Here is a 22,482-nt window from a genome sequence, read left to right as displayed (position 1 = left end):
ACAGGTGCTTATCACCCACGCTGCGGCGGGTGATGTCCAGTCAATCGGAGGTCAAAGCGGCGCGAGTAGGGAGGTCAGGCGCTGGTGGTGCTGACGCTGTCCTTGAGGGCGGCCAGTTCGCCCTCGGCGCGCAAGGCGCGGTCGCGCCAATCCTCGATGGTGAGGCCGTCGATGCGGGCCGGTTCGGCAGCAGGCGCGGCTTCGACCTCGGGAAGCGGGGCGCCGCTGAGCTTGGCGTGCAGCGCCTCGATATAGGCGGCATCGTCCGCGTGCAGCGTACCGCCAGCGAACTCGGCCTGCCAGCGGTTCAGGTCGGCGGTGGTTTCCTCGTTCATGCTGCCGGTTGCCAGCAATTCCTTGATCAGCGCATCGACCGCCACGGGCATCTCCTGTTCAGTTCGGGCGCAACCTATCCAAAGCCGCCGCAAAGGGGAACCCGGTGCGACCACGGACCGCTGCTGATATCAAGTCGTGCGGAAGGCTTTGCTGAGAAAGGCCGAGCCGGCAATGCCGAAGCGCCAGGGCAGGTCGGCGGCCTTGGTGATACCGATGCGGGGGCCGATCACCACCGGGCGCTGAGCATCGGCAGGTCGGAAGCTGAAGGGCGGGCCGTCGACCATCAAGCCGTCATGTGCCCGGGTCACGGCGAGGGCCTGGCCGAGCTTGCCGGGACCGGAGCAGAGATCGCGGGTGTTGGCGAGGCCACGGCGCTCGGCCATTTTCTCGATCCCGGCGGTGGGTTCGATGGCGCGGATGAGGATGGCGGAGGCGTCGGCGCAGACGAAGTTGAAGCACCAGTGGATGCCGTAGGAGCGGTAGACATAGACATGGCCGGGGCCGAGGAACATCGAGGCGTTGCGCTCGGTGCGGCCGCGGTACGAGTGTGAGGCGGGATCGGTCGGGTGATAGGCTTCGGTCTCGACGATGAGGCCGCCGACGCCATCGACGAGGAACTCGGCGCCCAGCACTTCGCGGGCGACGAGGGTGACTTCGCGGTTGAAGAAGGCGATCGAGTCGAAGGCAGGCATGCGCCGAAACTGGGCAATACCCCCAGCCAATGCAACCCTTTAGACCTTCTTGGTGGTGCCGTTCTGCAGGCGGGCCGCGGCGATGCGCAGCGTCAGGTTGATCGATTCGCCGACACTCGAGGTGCCGCTGGAGATCAGGGCGGAGTTGTTGTTGGCGGACGTCGCAAGATCCGACTGGGCCTGGGCCCGGCGCTTCAGCCGGGCGCTTTCGGCCTCGTCGTAGAGCGAGGCGCGCGGCAGCCAGTTCATGGTGCGCTTCTGAATCTGCATGGCGGCGAGACTGAGGGCGCAAGATGAATGAAAGGTTAAGGATGCCTCGGCGCTTGCGGGAGCGGCCAAGGCCATGACAAAGCTCACGGGATAGGAGTGCGGCATGGCGGATTCACTGAAGTTTGGCACCAGCGGCCTGCGCGGCCTCGCGGTCGATCTCACCGGCGGCGCGGCGCGGCGCTATACGGCGGCGTTCCTCAAGCATATCGGGATGGTCGCCGGTGGGCGGGTCTATCTGGGGCGGGATCTGCGCGCCTCGAGCCCGGCGATCGTTGCCGATTGCGCCGTGGCGATCCGCGCGGCGGGGCTGGTGCCGGTCGATTGCGGCGTGCTGCCGACCCCGGCATTGGCGCTCCATGCCATGGCGCTGGGCGGGCCGGCGATCATGGTGACCGGCAGCCACATTCCGGCCGACCGCAACGGGCTCAAGTTCTACGTCGCGGCGGGCGAGATCACCAAGGCCGACGAGACGGGCATCGCCGCGGCGCTGAGTGATGCCGTTCCGGCAGGCGAGGGGGCGGCTGAGGATGGCAGCATAGCCGCCGGCGACCGCTATCGGCAGCGCTATCGCGGTCTGCTCGATCCGGCAGCGCTGAAGGGCTGGCGCATCGGGGTGTTCGAGCACTCCTCAGTGGCGCGCGACCTCCTGGTGTCGTTCCTCACCCGGGCCGGTGCCGACGTGGTGCGGCTCGGCCGTTCCGACAGTTTCGTTGCCGTCGATACCGAGGCGTTCTCGGATCCACTGTTCGAACCGCGCCTCGGCTGGATCCGGCAGCACCGGCTCGATGCCATCGTTTCGACCGATGGCGACGGCGATCGGCCGCTCTTGATCGACGGCGAGGGCAGTTTCGTGCGCGGCGACGTGCTGGGCATGCTGGCGGCGCGTTTCCTCGGGGCCGACCGGGTGGTGACCCCGGTCACCTCCAACTCGGCGATCGAAGGCGTCGGCTGGTTCGGCCGGGTCGATCGCACCAGGGTCGGCTCGCCCTATGTCATCACCGGCATGGAAGATGCGGCCGCCGGCTCGCCCGGCGCCGTGGTGGGGTTCGAGGCCAATGGTGGGTTGCTGCTGGGCAGCGCCGTGACGATCAACGGCCGCGTGCTGAGCCCGCTGCCGACCCGCGACGCGGTGCTGCCGATGCTGGCGGTACTCGGCACGGCGGCGAAGCTCGGCGAGAGCGTCGCCGGGCTGGTGCGGACCCTGCCGGTGCGCGCCGCGCTCAGCGACCGGCTGGCGCATGTGGCGAACGAACGCAGCGCCGCGCTGCTCAAGGGGCTGGTCGAGCAGCCCGGCTACGCCAAGGAGTTCTTCGCGCCGGTGGGCGAGGTGCAATCGGTCTCGACTATCGATGGTCCGCGCTTCTCGCTGGTTTCAGGCGACACGGTGCATTACCGCGCCTCCGGCAATGCGCCGGAGCTGCGCTGCTATGTCGAGGGCGTGACGCCGGAGCGGGCGAAAGAGCTGCTGGATTGGGGGCTGGCCGCCGCGAGCGCGGTGGTGCGGTAATACTCAATTGATTAAGTAAGTTTCAGGATCGCGCAGCGCGAGTACTCCCCGCGCCGCAGCTCGTTGCCATATTGAGTCCATTGAGTGCTGATGGGGCGAGTAATGGCGAATGGCATGCAGAGGCGACTTGCGGTGCTGATCGATGCGGACAACGCATCTACAAAGAGCAACGACAGGTTGTTCGAGGAAATCGCCAAGCTTGGGACAGCGACCGTGCGCCGCGCCTATGGCGATTTCAGCAAGGGGCAGGCGAAGAGTTGGGAGCCGGCACTCATCACGCATGCGATCGTTCCGCAGCAGCAGTTCGCAAACGTACCAGGCAAGAACGCAACTGACTTTGCTCTGGTGATTGATGCGATGGACTTGCTGCACGCCGGCGGACTTGACGCATTCTGCATCGTGTCCTCCGACAGCGATTTCACGAGGTTGGCAACGCGCATACGCGAGCACGGGCTGGAGGTCTTTGGCTTCGGTCGCGCCGACACCGCTGAGAGTTTTCGACGAGCTTGCCGGGAGTTCGTTGAGATTGGCACGCTCGTACCGAAGTCGGCACCCAAGTCGGTAAGAGCGATACCCGCCAAGCCGGCGAAAACACCCCCCGTCGAGCCGACGAAATCCGCGCCGTCCAGCGCCCTCAAACCAATTGTGGCCCATGCGCCGGTTGCGGAGGCCGAACGCCTGATTCTGCGTGCGCTTGGAGAGACAGGTGCCGGTGGCAAGTGGGTCGCAATTGCGACGGTCATTAGCGAGGTTCGCAAGCTTGATCCGGCTTTCAAGCCGCAGAACTATGGAAGCGGCTTGTTCAGCGAGCTTGTCGACAGGACCAGTTGCCTCGAGGGCAACCAAGAGGACGGTCGGTGCACGCAGATCAGAATGAAACCAAAGAAGGTGTCAAAGCCGTCTACCGAGGCGCAGCCGGTGGTCGCCGGGCCTACGGCCAGCTAGACTGCCTTACTCCCGCACCACCACGAACGCCGCGGCGCTGGCCATGATTACCCCAGCCGTGCGGTTGAGGATGCGGAGCGCCTTGCTCGATTTGAAGAAGTCCCGCGCCGCGGCGGCGAGGCCGGCATACGCGCAGCCGATGGCGAGCAGCACCACGACCACAATGCCGGTGAGTTCGGCGAAACCCAGTGCACTGATCGGCTTGTCGAGTGGGATGACGGTGGGGAGCAGTGCCAGGTAGAAGACGATGGTTTTGGGGTTGCCCATGGTGAGGGCGAAGCCGGAGAGGAAGGTCTTCCAGCGGTTCGCCTCGGTCTTGGCGCCGATCTGCTCGGAGCCGGGCTTGGCGCTCCAGAACTGCCAAGCGACATAGAGCAGGTAGAGCGCGCCGGCCCATTTCACCACGAAGAACACCGGGCCGAACCAGGTGGCGATGGCGGCGAGGCCGAACAGCGCGAACACCAGGTAGACCAGGTCGCCGGCGAGAATCCCCAGCACCATCGGGAAAGCCGAACGGAAGCCGCCGCCCAGCGCTCGTGCCACCACCGCCGCAACGCCGGGGCCCGGCACGATCACCGCGATGGCATAGGCGATGGTGAAGGCGGCGAGGGTGACGATATCCATGGCGGGCTCCGAAGCAGGCCGCCGTTCTAGCCCCGGCGGGGAGGGGCGGCAAGCTCAGCCGATGGGCGGCGGGCCCAGTTGCGGCGGGGCCAGTGGCAGTAGCTCCAGAGCAGCACCAGCGTCACCAGCGGCGCAATGGCCGCAGCGAGCGGCTGCAGTGGATCGGGGAACCAGGCTGCAGCGAGCGTCCAGGGCAGTCCGAGGACGACGAGGAAGACGCCGGCCAGCGGGGCGGGGGCGAAATCGAACCAGCCCGTGGCGCTGATGCCGGTAAAGGCGAGCGCTGCCAGATAGAGCAGGCCGAAGGCGCGAACGATCATGCGGCAAAGCCAGCGGGCAGCCTCCTGCCGGTAGAGCCGGCCCACCTGGCCCATGGAGTGGGGGGGCGCGCCAACGGCCACGACCTCGGGAGCCGTGGGCGGTTCGTGCCGGCGGCGGCGTGCGGGGTAGATGCTATGTGCTCGGCTGTCCCTCATCACAGCGACGAGGGTAAGAACCGGCAGGTTTCGGATTTGCTTAACTGGGGCCGGACGGGCCGGGCTGCTGCACGACATGGTTTCTCATGTCACAACGATTGACAGACTACCTACTGATAGGTAGACAAAATCATGGAACAGCAGACAGCAGAACAGATCCTGGCGACGGCGCGCCGACTGGTTATCGCCGGCGGCTATAATGGCTTCAGCTATGCCGATATCGCCGCGGTGGTCGGCATCCGCAAGCCGAGCATCCACCATCATTTCCCCAGTAAGGCCGATCTGGTGCAAGCGCTGGTTGCCGGCTACCGGGATGATCTCGCGGCCGGCCTCGCCCATTTCGAGAGCCTGTCGCCCGACGCTGCCGTGCAGCTGCAGAGCTACATCGCCACCTGGGAAGCCTGCATCACCGATGGCAGCATGCCATTCTGCCTCGGGGCGCAGCTCGCTGCCGAGTTGCCGGCGCTGCCACCGGAAGTGGCGGTGGAGGTCAAGGCACATTTCCGCTTGCTCGCCGCCTGGCTGACCGAGGTTCTCGCGCGCGGCGCGCAGCAGGGCAGGTTCAGGTTGACGGACAGTGCCGAACTCGAGGCGGAAACGATCATGGCGACCGTGCATGGCGCCATGCTGTCGGCGCGTGCCTATGGCACCCCGGCGACGTTCGGGTTGATCGTCGGCCCGCTGCTCCAACGCCTCATCATCTGAGATCACTGCCTGCCGACAGGCAAAAGTACACACCTCCGTAACCTACCTACTAGAAGGTCAGTCTTATGAACACGATCAACTCCGCACCGGCCAGTTGGCTGAGGACCTATGCCTTTATTCGTTTCGGTGTTTCCGCCGCCTGGGTGGCGGCAGCGTTGCTGCTGGCCCCATTCAACCCGGCCATCGCGGCGGTGCTGCTGGTGATCTATCCAGCCTGGGATGCAGCGGCGAACTTCGTCGATGCGCAGCGCAACGGTGGGCTCAGCCACAACCCGTTGCACCTGCTCAATGTCATCGTCAGCGTGATCACGACGATCGCCGTCATCGTGGCGCTCGGGCAGGGGATGGCGGCAGTGATCGTCGTGTTCGGCGTCTGGGCCATCCTCTCGGGGTTGCTGCAGCTGGTGACAGCGGTGCGGCGCTGGGCCTCGGGAGGGCAGTGGGCAATGGTGCTGAGCGGGGCCCAGTCGGCGCTGGCCGGCGGCTTCTTCGTTTTTTCTGCCGGCACGATGCCGAACCCCGGCATCACGCTGATCGCCGGGTACGCGGCGTTCGGCGCCGTGTATTTCCTGGTGACCGCGGTTTGGCTGAGCTTCAAGCGAGCGCGGCCGGCTGGCGCGCTGCGCGGTTCCTAAGTGACACCAGGATCGTTTGAGATTCTCCGAGTTAGGCACCCACCTTCCCCACCCACGATGTCACCCCGGCGAAGGCCGGGGTCACATCGTGAGTGGGGTGGGTGCGGTGACCAACAGGCCGCCGTCCCCGGCAGGCAACCCAAAGCCAGCGATTGGCGTCCACCGTCCTCAGGGCAGGCGGCTCAAGCGCTCCGTAAGCAGATCGTAGAAACCTTCTGCATTGCCCGAGCGCAGATAGGTGACGTTCTTCACCCGGCCGGTGACGCCCCAGTAGTCGGCGACGGTCATGCCGACGGTCAATTCGCTCGAGGTTTCGATCACCACGTTGATGTGGCGGCCCTCAAACAGTTCGGGTTTCAGCATATAGGCGATGACGCAAGGGTCGTGCAGCGGGGCGCCGGTCGAGCCGTATTTGTTGAGATCGAAACGCTCGGAAAAGCTCAGCATCTGGTAGACGGCTTCGCCGGCCTTGTTGCCGAGCCCACGGATCTTTGCGAGCCGCTCCGGCGTCGAGAGGATCATGTGAGTGACGTCGAGCGGCAGCATGGCGATGGGGACGCCCGAGCGCAGCACGACATCGGCGGCATCGGGGTCGACATAGATGTTGAACTCGGCCACCGGGGTGATGTTGCCACCCTCGAAATAGCCGCCACCCATCATGACGATTTCCTGGATGCGGCCGATGATGCGCGGCTCCTTGATCATGGCCATCGCGACATTGGTCAGCGGCCCCAAGGTGGCGAGCGTCACCGTGCCGGCCTCGTGCGCCAGGAGGGTTTCGATGATGAAATCGACACCGTGCTGATCTTCGATCTGCAGCTTGGGCACCGGCAGGTCGGGGCCATCGAGGCCGGTCTCGCCGTGCACGTGCTCGGCCGTTACGAGGGTGCGGCGCATCGGGCGCTCGCAGCCGGCATAGACAGCGATATCCTTGCGACCGGCGAGCTCGACCACCTTCAGGGCGTTGCGGGCGTTCTGCGCGAGGCCGACATTGCCGGCCACCGCGACGATGCCGAGGATATCGAAATCGGCCGGCGAGGCGAGCGCCATGAGGATGGCGACGGCGTCGTCCTGGCCCGGGTCGGTGTCGATAATGATCTTGCGTGCCATGGGTTTAGCGCGAGCCCCTGAGAAATTGATTCCGGCGGCATGATAGAGAGGGTTAGCGGCGGCGTCGACGCACGGAACCAGCTCTGAGGTCCCCGAGTTAGTGGTGTCGGAGGAACCTCACTTGGTCAAAAAAGTCCGTCGCGGCCCGTCCCCTCGGTTGCTAAGGGAAATCTCCAACACTCACTTTGAGCGCATCCTCTCAAACGCATCGCAACTGGCCATCGTGGCTATGGGCGCCTTTGTCATGCTCGTGGCGCTGAAGCTCGGGGAGGTAGTGTTGGCGCCGGTATTCCTGGCGATCACGGTGGGGCTGATGTTTGGTCCCGTGGCGGACATGTTGGACAAGCGAGGTGTCCCGGACGGTGTGTCCGCGGGCGTGGTGGTGCTGCTATTCCTTGGCCTGATCGCGGTGAGCGGGGTGCTCTTCGCGGGGCCGGTGAGCGACCTGATCGAACGCATGCCGGTCATCTGGGAGGCGTTCCGCACGGAACTCGCCAACTGGAAAGAGCCGCTCAGCGCAGTGGGTTCGCTGCAGGAGCAAGTGAAGCAGGTGTTCGGCGCCGACAGCTCCACGGTCACGGTAACCGTCGAGGACAGCAGCGCGGTGCAGAACGTGGCGCTGTCGGCGCCAGCGCTCTTGGCGGAGATGCTGATCTTCCTTGCGAGTCTCTATTTCTTTATGGCCACGCGCGACCAGATCCGGGTTTTCGTGCTGTCGCTGTGCGCAACGCGCCGTATGCGCTGGCGGATGGCGCACGTGTTTCGCGATGTAGAGGAAAAGGTCTCGCGGTTCCTGCTGACGGTCAGCGCCATCAATATCAGTATGGGTATCGCCGTGGCGGTGCTGATGGCGGCCATCGGCATGCCGACGCCGATCTTGTGGGGAGCGCTTGCGGCACTGCTGAACTTCATTCCATTCGTGGGACAGGCGGTGATGGCAGTGATCCTGTTCGCCGTCGGCCTCGGCACGCTGAACGGGCTAGAAGGGGCGTTACTGCCGGTGGGGCTCTATCTGGCGCTCAACTTCGTCGAGGGCAATTTCGTGACGCCCCACCTCCTTGGCCGGACGATGATGATCAACCCATTCCTGATCCTGTTCGCCATCACGTACTGGCTGTGGTCATGGGGGCCGATCGGCGGATTCATCGCGGTCCCGTCGCTGCTGGTGTTGGCCTCGATAGCGACGCACATCCTGCCGATACGGCAGCCGGTGCCGATGCATGTGCAGCGGAAGCTGGAGGCCGAGAAGGCGGCTGAGGTGAAACTGGCGGCCGCAGCGGCCGAGAAAGCGCTGCAGGAACCTGCAAAGGTCGGCAGCCGCCGAACCCGCGCCGCTAAGCCGGCGTCCGCCGCTTAGGCATCCCACCTGCCCACAAAGCCAGCCTTGACGCTGTTTGGCCGAGGCCTCAGGGTCGGATTTTCCGATTTGCATTGAGGTGAGCGATGGCCGGCGAAGTGGTGGCGCATGCAGCAGAGGTGGCTTCGCATGGCGGGGTCGACCTGGTGCAGGTGGTGGCGCTGCTTGGAGCCGGGGTCATCGCGGTGCCGCTGTTCCGCCGCCTGGGGCTCGGCTCGGTGCTGGGTTACCTTGCGGCAGGCCTCGCGGTCGGGCCGTTCGGCCTCGGGCTGGTGGGCGACCCGCAGGCCGTGCTGCACGCGGCCGAACTGGGTGTGGTGCTGTTCCTGTTCATCGTCGGGCTGGAGATGGAGCCGGCCAAGCTCTGGGGCCTGCGCAAGGAGATTTTCGGGCTCGGTGTGCTGCAGGTCGGCCTCTGCGGCCTGCTGTTGACACTGGCAGGGATCTTTCTGCTCGGCCTCGCGCCACCGGTGGCGTTTGTCGCTGGCATGGGGTTCGTCCTCACCTCGACGGCCATCGTCATGCAGATCCTCTCGGAGCGGGGCGAACTGCAGACACCGGCAGGGCAGAAGATCGTCTCGGTGCTGCTGCTCGAAGATCTCGCCATCGTGCCGCTGCTGGCGGTGGTGGCGTTCCTGTCGCCGGGCATCGATACCGATGCGAGCGCCATGCAGCGCTGGATCAGCGTCGGTGTCGCGGTAGCTTCGATCGTCGCAGTGATCTTTGCCGGCCGCTGGGTGCTGAACCCGGTGTTCAAGATCCTCGCCGAATCCAAGGCGCGCGAGGTGATGACCGCCGCGGCGCTGCTGGTGGTGCTCGGCGCGGCGCTGATCATGGAAGCGGGCGGCCTCTCGATGGCGATGGGGGCCTTCATGGCCGGTGTGCTGCTCTCGACCTCGACTTTCCGGCATCAGCTCGAGGCCGACGTCGAGCCGTTCCGCGGGCTTCTGCTGGGGCTGTTCTTCCTTGCAGTGGGGATGTCGCTCGATCTCACGGTGGTGGCGGCCAACTGGCAGTTCATCGCGCTCTCGGTGCTCATCTACATGGTGCTGAAGGGTGGCGCGATCTATGGGCTGGCGCGGGTGCTGGGCAGCGGCAACGCACCGGCGCTGGAGCGCGCCGTGCTGATGGCGCAGGGCGGCGAATTCGCCTTCGTGCTGTTCACCACCGCGACCGCGGGGGGCCTGCTGACCGGCGAGCTCAATGCCATCTTCACTGCCACCGTCATCATCTCGATGGTGCTGACGCCGTTCTCGACCATGCTGCTTAAGCTGGTGCCCAAGCCGGTGCAATCGCTGGCCGGGGTCGAGAAGCCCGATGGGCTGACCGGCAACGTACTGCTGATCGGTTTCGGCCGCTTCGGGCAGATCGCCAGCCAGCCGCTGATCGCCAAGGGGCAGCACTCGATCTCGATCATCGACAACGATGTCGAGATGATCGAGGTGGCGCAGACCTTCGGCTTCAAGATCTACTACGGCGACGGCACCCGGCTCGACATCCTGCATGCCGCCGGCGCCGGTACGGCCGACCTCGTGCTGATCTGCGTCGACAAGAAGGAATCGGCGACCCGGATCACCGAACTGGTGAAGTCGGAATTCCCGCTGGCCAAGATCATGGCGCGCGCCTTCGATCGCGGTCACGCACTCGAACTGGTGAAAGCCGGAGCGGATTACCAGCTGCGCGAGGTGTTCGAGAGCGCGCTCGAGTTCGGCGCCGAGACGCTGCGGCAACTCGATGTCGACATGGTCGAGGTGGGCGAGATCATCGAAGGGGTGCGCGAGCGCGACCGGCAGCGCTTCGCGGCGCAGATGGTCGGCGGCCTGATGGCGGGCAGGGACTTGCTCAGGTCGAACGCCGAGGACCAGGCCCGCGAAAGCGGCACCGTCGCCGGCCCGTCGACGCCCATCATTGCGCCCGAGGAAGAGGCGAAGGCTTAGCCAGGGGACAGCCGATGAGCGAGGCAACGGCAGCCGAAGTCGTCCGCACTGGCGGCTGTCTATGCGGCGCGGTCAGGTATGAGGTCCGGGGCGAACCGTACGTGTCCGGCCTCTGCCACTGCATGACCTGCCGGAAGCTGACGGGCTCGACCTTCTCCGCCACCGCCAACTGGCATCGTGCGCAATTTCGGATGACCGGGGAACTGGCGACTCACCAGCGCCGTCAGTTCTGCCCAACCTGCGGTTCCCGGCTGTTCTTCCTGTCCGACGAGGGAGTCGAGATCTTCCTTGGCACCCTGGATCAAGGCCCTAACGACATCGCGCCGACGCTTGAGGTCTGGACGATCCGCCGCGAGCACTGGCTTCCGCCCGTCGCTGGGGCTGCGCAACATGAAGGCAATCCGCCCAAGGCGTCGTGACGCGGGCGTGCGGGCAATAATCGTCTACCGATTAGGCAGCGTGCCTTAGAAGCGTTCTCAACAGGCCTTCCCAGGCGTGCGATTCAGTGCAAAGGTGGTGCTCTAGAGGGGAATACATCGCCATGATGCTGGATTGCGACAATGCCGCAAAAGCCCCTCGTATTGGATGCCCCGGTCCCGGAACGGCGCGCGCTCACCACTGAAGCGCTGCAATCGGAGATCCTTGAAAAACTCACCTATTCGGTCGGTAAGGACCCGATCGTCGCACGGCCGCATGACTGGCTGAAGGCGACGATCCTCACGGTTCGCGACCGGATCATCGACCAGTGGATGGAGTCGAGCCGCGAGACCTGGCGGACCTCGAACAAGCGCGTTTACTACCTCAGCCTCGAGTTCCTCATCGGCCGCCTGATGCGCGACGCGATGACCAATATCGGGGTGATGGAGCCGGTGCGCGCCGCGCTGAAGAACTTCAACGTCGATCTCGGCGACCTGATCAACCTCGAGCCGGATGCGGCGCTGGGCAACGGCGGCCTCGGCCGCCTCGCCGCCTGCTTCATGGAGTCGATGGCGACGGTCAATATCCCGGCCTATGGCTACGGCATCCGCTATGTGCACGGGCTGTTCCGGCAGGAAATGAGCGAGGGCTGGCAGGTCGAACTGCCCGAGGATTGGCTGGCGCACGGCAACCCCTGGGAGTTCGAGCGGCGCGAGTCGAGCTACGAGATCGGCTTCGGCGGGCATGTCGAGCCGGTGCAGGAACCGGATGGCTCGACCCGGCTCGAGTGGCGGCCGGCCGAGCACCTGCTCGCGGTGGCCTTCGATACGCCGATCGTCGGCTGGCGCGGCAAGCGGGTGAATACGCTGAGGCTCTGGTCGGCGCAGCCGATCGATCCGATCCTGCTCGATAAGTTCAATGCCGGCGACCACATCGGCGCGCTCGAGGAGAGCTCCCGGGCCGCTGCGGTGACGCGGGTGCTCTATCCGGCCGATTCGACCCCGTCGGGGCAGGAACTGCGGCTCAGGCAGGAGTTCTTCTTCTCCTCGGCGTCGCTGCAGGACATCGTTCGTCGTCACATGCAGGCCTATGGCGATCTCGGCTCGCTCTCCGACAAGGTGGCGATCCAGCTCAACGACACCCACCCGGCGATCTCGATTGCCGAGCTGATGCGCATCCTGATCGACATCCACGGCATGGCCTGGGCGCCGGCGTGGAAGCTGACCAAGGCGACGTTCGGCTATACCAACCACACGCTGCTGCCTGAAGCGCTGGAGACCTGGCCAGTGGGCCTGCTCGAGCGGATGCTGCCGCGCCAGATGCAGATCATCTACGCCATCAACGCCGAGGTGCTCGGCGAAGCGCGCAAGATGGGCGGCTTTACCGACAACCAGATCGCCAACCTGTCGCTGATCGACGAGCATGGCAGCCGGCGGGTTCGCATGGGGCAGCTGGCTTTTGTCGGCTCGCACTCGATCAACGGCGTGTCGGCGTTGCACTCTGAGCTGTTGAAGAAGACGCTGTTCGCCGATCTCGATCGGCTCTACCCCGAGCGGATCAACAACAAGACCAACGGGGTGACGCCGCGGCGCTGGCTGCTGCAATGCAACCCCGGGCTGACGCGGTTGATCAGCGATCGGATCGGGCCGGAATTCCAGGACGATTTCTCGCTGCTCGCTAAGCTCGACAAGCACGCCGATGATCCGAGTTTCCAGGATCAGTTCAAGGCGGTGAAGCGCGCCAACAAGGTGGCGCTGGCGCAGGTGATCAAGGATCGGCTGGGGATCGTCGTGTCGCCTGACGCGATGTTCGACGTGCAGGTGAAGCGCATCCACGAATATAAGCGCCAGCTGCTCAACGTCATCGAGGCGGTGGCGCAGTACTCGATGATGCGCTCACACCCCGAAAAGGACTGGGTCCCGCGGGTAAAAGTGTTCGCCGGCAAGGCGGCGCCGGGCTACTGGAACGCTAAGCTGATCATCAAGCTGATCAACGACGTCGCCAAGGTGATCAACAACGATCCGGCAGTGCGCGGCCTGCTCAAAGTGGTGTTCCTGCCTAACTACAACGTCTCGCTGGCCGAGCAGATCATCCCGGCGGCGGACCTGTCGGAACAGATCTCGACGGCCGGCATGGAAGCCTCGGGCACCGGCAACATGAAGTTCATGGCCAATGGCGCGCTCACCATCGGCACGCTGGACGGCGCCAATGTCGAGATGCTGGAGCAGGTCGGGCCGGAGAATATGGTGATCTTCGGGCTCACCGCCGACAAGGTCGCCGAGAAGCGGAGCCGCAGCGAAGTGCCGCGCAGCGCCATCGATGCCTCGCCGGCGCTGCGCGAGGCGCTGGAGGCGATTTCGTCGGGGGTGTTTTCGCCCGATGACCCGAACCGCTACCGCGACCTGATCGGCGGTCTCTATGACCACGACTGGTTCATGGTGGCGCGCGATTTCGACGCCTACGCGGCGGCGCAGCGGGACATCGATGAGCTCTGGAACAAGCCTCGCAAATGGTATTCGATGGCTATCCGGAACACTGCTCATGTCAGCTGGTTTTCTTCGGACCGTACGATTTCGCAGTACGCCAAGGAAATCTGGGGTGTCCCGGTTGTCGGGGGGTAGTGGGGTTTGACCAAGTCCAAGTGGCAGGCAGCTGACAGCGACGTCCGTTCGATCGTCGCCGGCCGTCATTCCGATCCGTTCGGCATCCTGGGCCTCCATGAGGTCGATGGCGCCTGGGTGGCTCGGACCTTCATTCCGCATGCCGAGTCCGTTTCGGCCCGCACGATGGATAACCGCATTCTCGGGGAGCTCGAGCCGCGCGGCGACGGCTTCTTCGAGGGCCTCGTCAAGCTCAACAAACTGCAGCCGGTGAACTACCACGCCCGCAACGACGGTGGGGAGTGGAACGTCCTCGACCCCTACAGCTTCGGGCCAGTGCTCGGGCCGATGGACGATTACTATATCGGCGAGGGCTCGCACCTCAGGCTGTTCGACAAACTCGGCGCCCATGCGATGGAGTTCGAGGGCGTCAACGGCACGCATTTTGCGGTGTGGGCGCCCAACGCCAAACGTGTCAGCGTGGTCGGGCCGTTCAACGAGTGGGATGGCCGGCGGCACCCGATGCGGGTGCGGATCAATACCGGCGTCTGGGAAGTGTTCGTGCCCAATGTCGGACCGGGCGAGGTCTACAAGTTCGAGATCGTCGGTCCGGACGGCAAGCTCAGGCCGCTGAAGGCCGATCCGTTCGCACGGCAATCGGAGCTGAGGCCCAAGACCGCCTCGATGATCGCCGATCCCAAGCCGTTCGAATGGACCGACGCCAAGTATATGAAAGAGCGCGCCAGGATCGACTGGCGGCGCAAGCCCGTGTCGATCTACGAGGTGCACCTGGGCTCCTGGCGGCGGCGCGCCGATGGCTCATTCATGAGCTATGAGCAGTTGGCCGAGCAGTTGATCCCCTACGCCGCCGATAGCGGTTTCACCCATATCGAACTGATGCCTATCACCGAGCATCCGTTCGATCCGAGCTGGGGCTACCAGCCGACCGGGCTCTATGCGCCGACGGCGCGGTTCGGCGACCCCAAGGGCTTTGCGCATTTCGTCGACAAGGCGCATGCCGCGGGGCTGGGGGTGATCCTCGACTGGGTGCCGGCGCATTTCCCCACCGACGAGCATGGGCTGGCCCGCTTCGACGGCACCGCGCTCTACGAGCACGCCGATCCGCGGCAGGGCTACCATCCGGACTGGAACACCGCGATCTACAATTTCGGGCGCAAGGAAGTGGTGAGCTTCCTCGTCAACAACGCGCTCTACTGGCTCGAGGCCTTCCACCTCGACGGGCTGCGGGTCGATGCGGTCGCCTCGATGCTTTACCTCGATTACTCGCGCCAGGCCGGGCAGTGGATCCCCAACCAGTTCGGCGGCAACCACAACCTCGAGGCAGTCGAGTTCCTGAAGCGCGTCAACCAGGAGGCCTACCGGCTGCATCCGGGGGTGATGATGATCGCCGAGGAATCGACCTCGTGGAGCGGCGTGAGCGCGCCGGTCGACAAGGGCGGGCTGGGCTTCGGCTTCAAGTGGAACATGGGGTTCATGAACGACACCCTGCGCTACATGAGCCGTAACCCGGTGCACCGGAAGTACCACCACAACGATATGACCTTCGCGGCGCTCTATGGTTACGCGGAGAACTTCATCCTGCCGCTGAGCCATGACGAAGTGGTGCATGGCAAGGGCTCGCTGCTCAGTAAGATGGGCGGCGATGACTGGGGCCAGTTCGCGGGCCTGCGCGCCTATTACGGCTTCATGTGGGGCTGGCCCGGCAAGAAGCTCCTGTTCATGGGCCAGGAATACGCGCAGCGCGAGGAATGGAACGAGGCCAAGGGGCTCGACTGGTGGCTGCTCGAAGCACCCGCGCACGAGGGCATCCGCCGGCTGGTCACCGACCTCAACGCGCTCTATCGGGAGTTGCCCTCGCTCTATGCCCGCGACAACGAGCCGGAAGGCTTTGAGTGGCTGATCGGCAATGACCAGAGCAACTCGGTGTTCGCCTGGACCCGCAAGGCGCCGGGCGAGCATCCGGTGGTGGTGATCTCGAATATGACGCCGACGCCGCGCGAGGGCTACCGCGTGCCGATGCCGCTGGCCGGACGGTGGGTGGAACGACTGAACACCGATGCCGGTTTTTACGGCGGAACCAATAAGGGGAACCAGGGCCGGGTGCTGGCCAAGGCGAGCGAAGTGGAAGGGCTCGGACCGTACGCCGACCTCTACCTGCCGCCAATGTCGACGCTTTACCTGAAGTATGACCCCGCCTAGGCGGGACTGACTGAATACGATCCCGCATAAACGGGACGTAAGAGTGCTTTGTGTGTGTCGCGTGATCGGAACAGCTGATCACGCCCCGAGGGGAGGGAAGCATGGCAGACTACCGGACACCATCGCCGCTGGCGCGTGAGGCGATGGCTTATGTGCTGGCGGGGGGACGAGGAACCCGCCTGTTCGAATTGACCGACCGGCGCGCCAAGCCGGCGGTGTATTTCGGCGGCAAGTCCCGCATCATCGATTTCGCGCTCAGTAACGCGCTGAACTCCGGCATCCGACGCATTTCGGTGGCGACGCAGTATCAGGCGCACTCGCTGATCCGGCACCTGCAGCGCGGCTGGAACTTCCTCAGGACCGAGCGAAACGAGAGTTTCGACGTGCTGCCGGCGTCGCAGCGCGTGTCGGAGACGCAGTGGTATGAGGGCACTGCCGATGCCGTGTACCAGAACATGGACATCATCGAGGATTACGGCCCGCGCTATATCGTGCTCCTGGCCGGCGACCACATCTACAAGATGGACTACGAAATCATGCTCCGGCAGCATGTGGACACCGGGGCCGATGTGACGATCGGCTGCCTCGAGGTGCCGCGCATGGAAGCCACGGGCTTCGGCGTGATGGCGGTGGACGGGCGCGACCGGATCGTTGATTTCGTCGAAAAACCCAAGGACCCGCCGGGGATCCCCGACAAGCCGGACTATGCGCTGGCCTCGATGGGCATCTATGTGTTCGAGACGCGCTTCCTGATGGAGCAGCTGCGCCGCGACGCCGCCACCGAAGGCTCGTCACGCGACTTCGGCAAGGACATCATCCCCTATATCGTCAAGAACGGCTCGGCCTGGGCGCATCGCTTCCCGCGCTCCTGCGTCCGTTCGGCTAACGAGGATGTGGCCTATTGGCGCGATGTGGGCACGGTCGATGCTTACTGGAAGGCCAATATCGACCTCTGCGATGTAACCCCGCAGCTCGATCTCTACGACCGCGACTGGCCGATCTGGACCTTTGCCGAGATCACCCCGCCGGCCAAGTTCGTGCACGATTTCGACGGCCGTCGCGGCTCGGCGGTGAACTCGCTGGTCTCCGGCGACTGCATCATCTCGGGTGGTGCGCTCGACCGCACGCTGCTCTCGACCGGCAGCCGGGTGCATTCGTACTCGGAACTGCACGAGGCGGTGGTGCTGCCTTACTGCACCATCGGACGCGGCGCGCGGCTGAAGAAGGTGGTGGTGGATCGCGGCGTGCACGTGCCCGAAGGGTTGGTGGTGGGCGAGGATCCGGCGTTCGACGCGCAGTGGTTCCGGCGCACTGCCGAGGGGGTGACGCTGGTCACCCAGCCGATGATCGACAAGTACGTCGCTAGCAAGTAACCGGCGAGCAAGTAACTGGCGGAGCCAATGATCGAAGTCCTGTCCGTCGCCTCGGAGGCCTACCCGTTGATCAAGACGGGGGGCCTGGCGGATGTCGTTGGTGCGCTGCCGGCAGCGTTGGCGCCGCACGGCGTATCCATGCGCGTGCTGCTGCCGGGCTATCCCAAGGTGATGACCGGGTTGGCGGACGGCCGACAGGTGCTGTGGTTCGACGATTTGTTCGGCGGCACGGCGCGGCTGGTGGCGGGGCGGGCCAACGGGCTCGATGTGATCGCCATCGACGCACCGCATCTCTACGATCGGCCGGGCAACCCCTATGTGGGGGCTGACGGCAAGGACTGGCCCGACAACTGGCAGCGCTTTGCGGCGCTGAGCTTTGTTGCCTACGAGCTGTCGCGCGGCGCCATCGAAGGCTACAAGCCGGATATCCTCCATTGCCACGACTGGCAGTCGGGGCTGGCGCCGGCCTATGTGGCGTTCAATGCGCCGACCCGGGTGAAGACGGTGATGACCGTCCACAACATCGCCTTCCAGGGGGTGTTCGGCTGGGACGTGTTCAACGGGCTGAGGCTCGACTTCCAGGCGGCCAATAGCGGGGCGATCGAGTATTTCGGCAATATCGGCTACCTCAAGGCCGGGCTGCAGGTGGCCGACGCCGTGACCACGGTGAGCCCGACCTATGCGCATGAGATGCGGACGGCGGCCTATGGCATGGGCCTCGAAGGCCTGCTGCAAAGCCGCGCAGACACCGTCACGGGTATCCTCAACGGCATCGATGCGAGCGAGTGGAACCCAGGCACCGACGCGGCGCTGGCGCAGGTTTACAACCCCAGCAACATTTTCGAGCGGGTCGCCAACAAGCGGGCGCTCGAGCAGCGGTTCGGGCTCGAGTCGGGCGATGGGCCGATCTTCTCAGTGGTCAGCCGGCTCACCTGGCAGAAGGGCCTCGACATGCTGCCGGGCGAGATCGACAGCCTCGTCGCGCATGGCGGGCGGCTGATCGTCCTCGGCTCGGGCGATGCGGCAATCGAGAATGGCCTTGCCGGCGCGGCGCTGCGGCACCCCGGCAAGGTCGGCGTAGTGATCGGCTATGACGAAACGCTCAGCCACCTGATCCAGGGCGGCGCCGACGCGATCCTCATTCCATCGCGGTTCGAACCCTGCGGGCTGACCCAGCTCTATGGCCTGCGCTATGGCTGCATCCCGGTGGTGAGCCGGGTGGGCGGGCTCGCCGACACGGTGATCGATGCCAACGAGGCAGCGGTTGAGGCCGGGGTGGCGACCGGGGTAGTATTCTCGCCGGCCACCGAGGAGGCGCTTGGCGAAGCCATCCGCCGGACCATCGCGCTCTATCAGCGGCCGAAGGTGTGGCACAAGATGCAGCGCCGGGGGATGAAGTCGGACGTCTCCTGGGAACTCAGCGCCGAAAAATATGCCGACCTCTACGCGTCACTCCTGGGGCACAAACTCGATGACGATTCTGACGATTGAGACGAAGCCGTTCGCGGACCAGAAACCCGGCACTTCCGGGCTCCGCAAGCGCGTGACCGTCTTCAGCCAGCCCAACTATGTCGAGAACTTCGTGCAGTCGATCTTCGACTGTCTCGAAGGGATCAAGGGCAAGACGCTGGTGCTGGGCGGCGACGGCCGCTTCTACAACGACGTCGCCATCCAGAAGATCATCAAGATCGCCTCGGCCAACGGGTTCGGCGCGGTGCTGGTGGGGCAGGGCGGGATCCTGTCGACGCCGGCAGCCAGCCACGTCATCCGTCACCACAAGGCGTTCGGCGGGCTGATCCTGTCGGCCAGCCACAATCCGGGCGGACCGGACGGCGATTTCGGCATCAAGTACAACGTCTCGAATGGCGGTCCGGCGCCCGAAAAGATCACCGATGCGGTGTTTGCACGCTCCAAGGAGATCGACCGCTACCTGATCGTCGATGCGCCCGATGTCGACCTCTCCCGCATCGGCACGCAGCATTCAGCTGGCATGGTGGTCGAGGTGATCGATCCGGTCGCCGACTATGCGGCGTTGATGGAGACGCTGTTCGATTTCGACAAGATCCGCGCCATGTTCGCCGCCGGCTTCACCATGCGGTTCGACGCCATGCACGCGGTCACCGGGCCTTACGCGCACAAGATCCTCGAGGGCATCCTCGGCGCGCCCAAGGGGACGGTAGTCAACGGCACGCCGTCGCCGGATTTCGGCGGTGGGCACCCCGACCCGAACCTGGTCTACGCCAAGGATCTCTACGACCTGATGATGAGCGACAACGCGCCGGATTTCGGCGCCGCGTCGGATGGCGACGGCGACCGCAACCTGATCATCGGCCGCAACCGCTTCGTCACCCCGTCGGATTCGCTCGCCATTCTCGCCGCCAACGCGCCGCATGCGCCGGGCTATGCCGCGGGGATCGCCGGCATTGCGCGCTCCATGCCGACCAGCGCGGCGGCCGATCGCGTCGCCGAGAAGCTCGGCATCGAGATGCACGAGACACCCACCGGCTGGAAGTTCTTCGGCAACCTGCTCGATGCCGGCCGCGTCACCATCTGCGGCGAGGAATCGGCCGGGACCGGCTCAAACCACGTGCGCGAAAAGGATGGGCTGTGGGCGGTGCTGCTCTGGCTCAATGTGCTCGCAGCGCGGCAGCAGAGCGTCGACATGATCGTCCAGGATCACTGGGCCACCTATGGCCGCAACTACTATACCCGGCACGACTACGAAGAGGTGGAGGCGGCGCCGGCCAATGCGCTGATGGACGACCTCAGGGCCAAGCTTCCGGGCCTCGTCGGACAGTCGCTCGAGGGGCGTCCGGTGGCCTATGCCGACGACTTCACCTATCACGACCCGGTGGATGGCTCGACCAGCGGCAAGCAGGGGGTGCGGATCGGCTTTGCCGATGGCAGCCGGATCGTCGTCCGGCTCAGTGGAACCGGGACGGTCGGCGCCACGTTGCGCTTGTACCTTGAACGGTATGAGCCCCCGCATGGACAGCACGATCTCGACACCCAGTCGGCGCTTTCGCCCCTCATTTCCATCGCCGACAGCGTTGCTGGCATCAAGGCCCGCACCGGCCGCGACGCGCCCAGCGTTATCACTTGAAGGCCCGGTAGCCGTGAAACCAGTGTTGGTGCCGGGCGCTGGCAGCCCGGAGAAGCTTGGCGCGACCCTCACCGCCGAGGGCGTGAACTTCGCCGTCTATTCAGAGACGGCGACGGTGATCTGGGTATCGATCTATGACGAGCTCGATCAGGAAACGGCGCGCATCGCGCTCGACGGGCACGAGAACCACATCTGGTTCGGGCTGATCGGCAATATCGGGGCAGGGGCCAAGTACGGGCTGCGCGCCGACGGCCGTTACGATCCCGACCAGGGCTATTTCTTTGATCCCAACAAGCTGCTGGTCGACCCCTATGCGCGGCGGCTCGACCGCCCCTTCGTGCGTTCGCCGCGGCTGCGCCTCAATCGCGATGAGGCGGTGGACACGGCGCCGCTGATCCCCAAGGCGATCGTGCTTGCCGCCGACAACAAGAACGCGGCGCCGCGCCGCAAGACGCCGGGGCTGTTCTATGAGCTCAACGTGCGCGGCTACACCATGCGCCACCCCTCGGTGCAGGGGCCGCTGCGCGGCACATTGGCGGGCCTGACCACCAAGCGAGTGGTGGATCACCTGCGCTATCTCGGCGTCGATACGGTCGAGCTGATGCCGATCGCAGCGTTCATCGACGATGGCCACCTGCCGGCGATGGGGCTCACCAACGCCTGGGGCTACAACCCGGTCAGCTATTTCGCGGTCGACCCGCGCCTCGCGCCACGCGGCCCGCAGGAGTTGCGCAACATGACCGATGTCTACCGCAAGGCGGGCATCTCGGTGATCCTCGACGTGGTCTACAACCACACCGGCGAGGGCGACGCCAACGGGCCGATGCTGAGCATGATGGGGCTCGACGCCATGACCTACTACCGGTTCGTCGACGCCGGCGGGAAAAAGGTGCTGGTGAACGATGCCGGCACCGGCAACACGCTGCGCGCCGATCACCCGGCGACGCAGCGGCTGGTGATCGAAAGCCTCCGCTACTGGGTGGAGGAAATGGGCGTTTCCGGCTTCCGCTTCGACCTTGCCCCGATCCTCGGGCGCGAGCCGGGGTTCAACCCGAACGCCCGGATGCTGCAGCTGATCAAGGCCGATCCGGTGCTCAGCAAGTCGATCCTCGTGGCCGAGCCGTGGGACCCGGGTCCAGGGGGTTACCAGCTCGGGCAGTTCGGCAAGGAATTCCGCGAGTGGAACGACAGCTACCGCGACGATGTCCGCTCGTTCTGGCGCGGCGACCAGGGCAAGATCGGGGCGCTTGCCGGCAAGGTTGCCGGTTCGGCCGAGATCTTCGACTTTGCGGGCAGGAAGCCCAGCGCTGGCGTCAACATGCTGGCGGTGCATGACGGCTTCACGCTCGCCGATCTCGTCTCCTATCTCGACAAGCACAACGAGGCGAATGGCGAGGGCAACCGCGACGGGCACAACAACAACCACTCGTGGAATTGCGGGCACGAAGGGCCGACCGACGACGAGAAGATCAACGCTGCACGCCGCCGTGACGTGCGAGCGCTGCTGGCGACGCTGTTTGTGAGCCGTGGCCTGCCGCTGATCCAGCAGGGCGACGAGTTCGGCCGCACCCAGCGCGGCAACAACAATGCCTATGCACAGGACAACGAAATCACCTGGGTCGACTGGGAGAACGCCGACGGCACGCTGGTGGATTTCGTCTCGGCGTTGGCCGAGTTCCGCCGCATGCATCCGGCGCTGACCCACGACCATTTCCTTTCGGGGCAGACCAAGCACGGCGTGCGCGATGTCGCGTGGCTCCATCCGGATGGGCGCGAGATGAACGAGGGTGACTGGAACGATGCCGGTGCCTCAGTGCTCGGCATGCGGTTGCAAACCGCCGAGGAGGATCTGATCGTCTGGTTCAACCGCCGGATCGACCCGGTGCTGGCGCGGCTGCCCGAGGGCTACTGGACCGTCGGCCTCGTTTCCGACGACCAGGCCGTGCTGCCGGTCGCCGACCGCGCGGCAACCCTGCCGCCCCGCTCGGTGGTGGTGCTGCTCAAGGGGCAGATCCCGCCGAGCAGACCCGAGGTCCCGGTGCCGCCGCAGGAGATCCCGGTACAGCCGGAAACGCCGCAACCGCCGCCGCAGCCCGACAACGTGCCGGGTGTGCCGCCGGAGGAGCTGCCGAACGACGAGCCGCCAGAGCAAACGCCGACGGAGTAGCGGTGGCG

The 22,482-nt window shown here is 65.3% G+C and carries 19 protein-coding genes; 13 read left to right on the top strand and 6 right to left on the bottom strand.

Annotation, left to right across the window (positions count from 1 at the left end; genetic code table 11):
- Positions 1–74: 74 nt before the first annotated feature.
- The 3 genes from ASC68_RS14130 to ASC68_RS14120 form a co-directional block, all read right to left on the bottom strand.
- Entirely contained in the window at positions 75–380 is a 306-nt protein-coding gene (locus ASC68_RS14130) for a hypothetical protein (protein ID WP_156387336.1), read from the bottom strand.
- Between the two features lie 84 nt (positions 381–464).
- Entirely contained in the window at positions 465–1,028 is a 564-nt protein-coding gene (locus ASC68_RS14125) for a DNA-3-methyladenine glycosylase (protein WP_055880343.1), read from the bottom strand.
- Between the two features lie 39 nt (positions 1,029–1,067).
- Positions 1,068–1,298 carry a hypothetical protein gene (locus ASC68_RS14120; protein WP_055880340.1) on the bottom strand — a complete coding sequence of 77 codons (231 nt, stop codon included), beginning with the start codon at positions 1,296–1,298 and terminating at the stop codon, positions 1,068–1,070.
- A 103-nt stretch (positions 1,299–1,401) separates the two neighbouring features.
- On the opposite strand from ASC68_RS14120, the gene ASC68_RS14115 reads away from it, so the two are divergent.
- Positions 1,402–2,805, top strand: a complete 1,404-nt coding sequence (locus tag ASC68_RS14115; RefSeq protein WP_055880337.1) for a phosphomannomutase — start codon at positions 1,402–1,404, stop codon at positions 2,803–2,805.
- A 114-nt stretch (positions 2,806–2,919) separates the two neighbouring features.
- Positions 2,920–3,750 (top strand): NYN domain-containing protein, encoded by an 831-nt coding sequence (locus tag ASC68_RS14110; RefSeq protein WP_055880334.1) that lies wholly within the window; start codon positions 2,920–2,922, stop codon positions 3,748–3,750.
- A 6-nt stretch (positions 3,751–3,756) separates the two neighbouring features.
- On the opposite strand, the gene ASC68_RS14105 is transcribed toward ASC68_RS14110, so the two are convergent.
- Together ASC68_RS14105 and ASC68_RS14100 are read right to left on the bottom strand one after the other, a co-directional pair.
- Positions 3,757–4,374, bottom strand: a complete 618-nt coding sequence (locus tag ASC68_RS14105) for a LysE family translocator (protein WP_055880333.1) — start codon at positions 4,372–4,374, stop codon at positions 3,757–3,759.
- A gap of 26 nt (positions 4,375–4,400) precedes the next feature.
- On the bottom strand, positions 4,401–4,694 hold the full coding sequence (locus tag ASC68_RS14100; protein WP_156387335.1) for a hypothetical protein: 294 nt from the start codon (positions 4,692–4,694) through the stop codon (positions 4,401–4,403).
- A 288-nt stretch (positions 4,695–4,982) separates the two neighbouring features.
- Between ASC68_RS14100 and ASC68_RS14095 the strand changes: the two genes are divergently transcribed.
- Positions 4,983–5,555 carry a TetR/AcrR family transcriptional regulator gene (locus ASC68_RS14095; RefSeq protein ID WP_055880327.1) on the top strand — a complete coding sequence of 191 codons (573 nt, stop codon included), beginning with the start codon at positions 4,983–4,985 and terminating at the stop codon, positions 5,553–5,555.
- A gap of 65 nt (positions 5,556–5,620) precedes the next feature.
- On the top strand, positions 5,621–6,190 hold the full coding sequence (locus tag ASC68_RS14090) for a DUF308 domain-containing protein (RefSeq protein ID WP_055880324.1): 570 nt from the start codon (positions 5,621–5,623) through the stop codon (positions 6,188–6,190).
- Positions 6,191–6,358: 168 nt separating this feature from the next.
- Here the strand turns inward: ASC68_RS14090 and ASC68_RS14085 are convergent, their stop codons facing one another.
- A complete protein-coding gene (locus ASC68_RS14085; protein ID WP_055880323.1) occupies positions 6,359–7,300 on the bottom strand; it encodes a nucleoside hydrolase in 942 nt (313 codons plus the stop codon).
- 121 nt (positions 7,301–7,421) lie between these two features.
- Here ASC68_RS14085 and ASC68_RS14080 point away from each other — a divergent pair, with 121 nt between their 5' ends.
- The 9 genes from ASC68_RS14080 (at position 7,422) to glgX (ending at position 22,474) form a co-directional block, all read left to right on the top strand.
- Positions 7,422–8,657, top strand: a complete 1,236-nt coding sequence (locus ASC68_RS14080; protein WP_156387334.1) for an AI-2E family transporter — start codon at positions 7,422–7,424, stop codon at positions 8,655–8,657.
- A gap of 86 nt (positions 8,658–8,743) precedes the next feature.
- On the top strand, positions 8,744–10,594 hold the full coding sequence (locus ASC68_RS14075) for a monovalent cation:proton antiporter-2 (CPA2) family protein (protein ID WP_055880318.1): 1,851 nt from the start codon (positions 8,744–8,746) through the stop codon (positions 10,592–10,594).
- A 14-nt stretch (positions 10,595–10,608) separates the two neighbouring features.
- Positions 10,609–11,013: a GFA family protein gene (locus ASC68_RS14070; protein WP_055880316.1), complete on the top strand. Its 405-nt coding sequence runs from the start codon at positions 10,609–10,611 to the stop codon at positions 11,011–11,013.
- Between the two features lie 141 nt (positions 11,014–11,154).
- Positions 11,155–13,632, top strand: a complete 2,478-nt coding sequence (locus ASC68_RS14065; RefSeq protein WP_055880314.1) for a glycogen/starch/alpha-glucan phosphorylase — start codon at positions 11,155–11,157, stop codon at positions 13,630–13,632.
- A gap of 6 nt (positions 13,633–13,638) precedes the next feature.
- Positions 13,639–15,831, top strand: coding sequence for a 1,4-alpha-glucan branching protein GlgB (gene glgB / locus ASC68_RS14060; protein WP_055880311.1), 2,193 nt, complete (start codon positions 13,639–13,641; stop codon positions 15,829–15,831).
- Between the two features lie 101 nt (positions 15,832–15,932).
- Positions 15,933–17,204 carry a glucose-1-phosphate adenylyltransferase gene (gene glgC / locus ASC68_RS14055; protein WP_055880309.1) on the top strand — a complete coding sequence of 424 codons (1,272 nt, stop codon included), beginning with the start codon at positions 15,933–15,935 and terminating at the stop codon, positions 17,202–17,204.
- 30 nt (positions 17,205–17,234) lie between these two features.
- Positions 17,235–18,695 (top strand): glycogen synthase GlgA, encoded by a 1,461-nt coding sequence (gene glgA, locus ASC68_RS14050; protein ID WP_055881241.1) that lies wholly within the window; start codon positions 17,235–17,237, stop codon positions 18,693–18,695.
- Positions 18,676–20,307, top strand: coding sequence for an alpha-D-glucose phosphate-specific phosphoglucomutase (locus ASC68_RS14045; RefSeq protein ID WP_055880307.1), 1,632 nt, complete (start codon positions 18,676–18,678; stop codon positions 20,305–20,307). The genes glgA and ASC68_RS14045 overlap by 20 nt, the downstream gene beginning before the upstream one ends.
- A 13-nt stretch (positions 20,308–20,320) precedes the next feature.
- Positions 20,321–22,474 (top strand): glycogen debranching protein GlgX, encoded by a 2,154-nt coding sequence (glgX, locus tag ASC68_RS14040; RefSeq protein WP_248310542.1) that lies wholly within the window; start codon positions 20,321–20,323, stop codon positions 22,472–22,474.
- The last annotated feature ends 8 nt before the right edge of the window (positions 22,475–22,482 follow it).

The sequence above is a fragment of the Devosia sp. Root105 genome, from assembly GCF_001424865.1.
Taxonomy (GTDB): Bacteria; Pseudomonadota; Alphaproteobacteria; order Rhizobiales; family Devosiaceae; genus Devosia_A.
This window is presented reverse-complemented; position numbering and strand designations above follow the sequence as displayed.